A 3306-nucleotide genomic window follows, 5' to 3' on the forward strand; every position below is an offset into this window, starting at 1 on the left:
AAAGAGCTTAGATCATCGCCCCAATTCTCCATCTCGTCGAAACTGCGGGACCGGTGGCGGGATAACTCCACGTCCAGCTCTTGGCACACCGCGATAGAGAAACCGTCGATTTCCAGATCGTTCATAACGCCGACGGATTGCACATAGGTGCCCGTGCCGTAGAACTTTTTCATCAACCCTTCGGCCATAGGCGACCGCACCGCGTTGTGATCGCAGCAAAACAGCACCGATTGGGGCAGTTTCTGGGTCATCTAGCCGCCGTAGTGCAGAACGCAGATGAGGGTGAACAGGCGGCGGGCCGTATCTGTATCGATCTCGGCCTTGCCTTCAAGCCGCTCTTGCAACACCCGAGACCCTTCGTTGTGAATCCCGCGCCGTGCCATATCGATGGTCTCGATCTGCGAGGGGGCGGATTTCTTGACCGCCTCGAAATAGGATTCACAAATCTGGAAATAGTCTTTGACAACCTGCCGGAACGGCCCCAGCGACAGATGGAATTCCGCCGCCTTTTCAGCGCTTTCGGTGTTCACATCGAAGACCAGCCGTTTGTCACGGATCGACAGGCCCAGATGGTACGGCCCTTGCGGCACCGGGCGATCATCGCGCGACGGCAGGGTAAAGACGTTGTCCTCCAGCAGATCAAACATGGCGACCTTGCGCTCTTGCTCTATCTCGGGCGTGGGCGGGGGCAGGTTCGCGTCGTCAAGCGCGATATGCGTGATCCGGGACATGGGGACGTCTCATTTAGTGTCTATCCCGCCGACCTTAGACCGGGCGGCGGGGTTCTACAATTGACATCGGCGGGCCGGGCAAAGGGCCGTTGCGTCAGTCGTTCAGTTTGCGCAGCCTTGCGGTAACCGACAGACCGTGCGCCTCAAGGCTTTCGGATCGCGCCAGACGTTCAGCCGACGGGCCGATCGCGCGCAGCGCGTCCGGCGTCATCCGTGCCAGTGTCGTGCGCTTCATAAAGTCCAGCACCGACAGCCCGCTGGAAAACCGTGCAGAGCGTGCCGTGGGCAGCACGTGGTTCGGCCCGCCGACGTAATCGCCAATCGCCTCGGGGGTCCATTGACCAAGGAAGATCGCGCCCGCGTGGGTGATCTGCGCACTTAGCGCATCCACATCCGCGACGCAAAGTTCAAGGTGTTCAGGCGCGATACGGTTGCTCAGCTTGGCGGCTGTCGCCAGATCCGGCACGGTAATGATTGCCCCGTTCTCGCGCCAGCTGGTGCCCGCAATCGCGCGCCGTTCCAGCGTTTCCAACCGCGCATCCACAGCATCCGACACCGCGCGGCCAAACGCCTTGTCCGTGGTGATCAGGATCGATTGGGCGCTTTCGTCGTGTTCGGCCTGGCTGAGCAGATCAAGCGCGATCCAGTCAGCATCGTTGTCCCCATCCGCGATCACGAGAATTTCGGACGGGCCCGCGATCATGTCGATGCCCACCTTGCCAAACACCCGCCGTTTCGCGGCAGCGACATAGGCATTGCCGGGGCCGGTGATCTTGTCGACGGGGGGGATCGTGTCGGTGCCATAGGCCAGTGCGGCCACCGCCTGCGCCCCACCGATGCGGTAAATCTCGTCAACGCCCGCCAGCCGCGCAGCCAGCAACACCAGCGGGTTCAGCACCCCGTCCGGCGTGGGCACGACCATCGCAAGCCGTTCTACCCCCGCGACCTTGGCCGGGATCGCGTTCATCAAGACAGAGGAAGGATAGCTTGCCAGACCACCGGGCACATAAAGCCCTGCGGCGGATACCGCGCTCCACCGCCAGCCAAGCGTGGCACCAGTGTCGTCTTGCCATTCGGCATCCTCGGGCAGCTGCCGTTCGTGATAGGCACGGATACGCGCCGCGGCGAGTTCAAGCGCTGTGCGATCCGCGTCCGAGACTTCGGCAACCGCGGCGTCGACTTCAGCAGCGGTGATGCGCAGGGTGTCGGGGGTCAGCGCGATGCGGTCGAACTTCTGGGTCAGCTCGATCACCGCGGCATCGCCCTTGGACCGCACCTGCGCGATGATCTCGGCCACTGTGTCGTCCACGTCGGGGCTGTCTTCACGTTTGGCAGAAAGCAGTGCGGTGAACGCCTGTTCGAAATCGGGCTGATCGAAGTCTAAGAATTGGGGCATCGGATGTCCTTTGCAACGTGCAATGGGCTTTGAAGGGATGCCACGCGGGCGACCCGCACGGCACAGAATGTGGAAGAACGCTTAGGCCGGATGTTCCGGCAGCTTGCGCGACGGGGCCACATAGGGGCGTGTCACATCCTTCAAGGTCACATCCAGCGCTTCGACCGTCAGCCGGATCACGCCGTCCCCCGCGAGGGTCAGCAGCACGTCGCCCGAGGGCGCATCGGTTTCGGTGAACTCGATCTGCAACAGCGACAGGATGGTATCCGCATCCCCCTTGTTCACGCCTTGGCTGGACACGCGCTGCACGTTGCTGAACATCAAGATTGTTTGCACGCGTTCCGGGGCGTGGCGCGACTTGCCCGCGTCTTCCCACCGCACGCGGTTCAGCAGCAGGGCAAAGCGCCCCTCTTTTTGCAGCCAGCGCATTTCCGATCCCGGAAACACAGCGTCCTGCGCCAGCGAGGAGATCACCTTGAGGTCATCGGCATCCAGCGCGCCGAGGTTCAGCGGGGCTTCGCGCCCGTCTTCGAAACGTGCATCTTCGGTCATTGGTCTTTGATCCGTTCAATATTTGCGCCCACGCCGCGCAGTTTAGCCACCACATGTTCGTACCCGCGATCCAGATGGTAGACACGGCTGACGCGCGTTTCGCCTTCGGCGGCCATACCGGCAAGGATCAGGGAAATCGACGCGCGCAGATCGGTCGCCATCACCGGCGCACCTTTCAGTTTTTTGACGCCGTGCACCGTCGCGGTGCCGCCGTGGACCTCGATATCGGCCCCCATGCGGATCAGCTCGGGCGCGTGCATAAAGCGGTTCTCGAAGATTTTCTCTTCCAGCACCGAGGTACCGTCCGCCGTACACAGCAGCGCCATCATCTGGGCTTGCAGGTCGGTGGGGAAACCGGGGAAAGGTTCAGTCGTGACATTCACCGCATTGATCACGCCATTGCGCCGCGCGACTTTCAGACCCTTGTCCGTCTCGGTCACGTCGATCCCTGCCGCGTCAAGCTTTTCGCAGAAAGCCGACAGCAGGTCGATGCGCCCGCCCAGCAATTCAACCTCGCCACCACACATCGCCGGGGCGAGCATATAGGTGCCCAGTTCGATCCGGTCGGTCACAACACGGTGGGTCGCCCCATGCAGACGGTCCACGCCCTGAATCTCGATCCGGCTG

4 protein-coding genes and 1 pseudogene are annotated in these 3306 nt (G+C 62.2%); all 5 read right to left on the minus strand.

The window, feature by feature from the left end; genetic code table 11:
• Positions 1 to 251, minus strand: a 251-nt coding sequence (locus tag B3849_RS16430) for a low molecular weight phosphatase family protein (RefSeq protein ID WP_414718056.1), incomplete at its 3' end; no start/stop codon positions are given.
• Positions 252 to 731, minus strand: a complete 480-nt coding sequence (locus tag B3849_RS16435; protein WP_009826222.1) for a UPF0262 family protein — start codon at positions 729 to 731, stop codon at positions 252 to 254.
• 94 nt (positions 732 to 825) lie between these two features.
• Positions 826 to 2127 carry a histidinol dehydrogenase gene (hisD, locus tag B3849_RS16440; protein ID WP_278375485.1) on the minus strand — a complete coding sequence of 434 codons (1302 nt, stop codon included), beginning with the start codon at positions 2125 to 2127 and terminating at the stop codon, positions 826 to 828.
• Between the two features lie 81 nt (positions 2128 to 2208).
• Positions 2209 to 2679: a DUF2948 family protein gene (locus tag B3849_RS16445; protein ID WP_005851890.1), complete on the minus strand. Its 471-nt coding sequence runs from the start codon at positions 2677 to 2679 to the stop codon at positions 2209 to 2211.
• Positions 2676 to 3306 (minus strand): annotated as a pseudogene (locus B3849_RS16450) (UDP-N-acetylglucosamine 1-carboxyvinyltransferase); the annotation flags it as partial. The gene B3849_RS16445 and the pseudogene B3849_RS16450, both read right to left, overlap by 4 nt.

It is taken from the genome of Sulfitobacter sp. UBA4523 (assembly GCF_002388305.1).
Taxonomy (GTDB): Bacteria; Pseudomonadota; Alphaproteobacteria; order Rhodobacterales; family Rhodobacteraceae; genus Sulfitobacter; species Sulfitobacter pontiacus.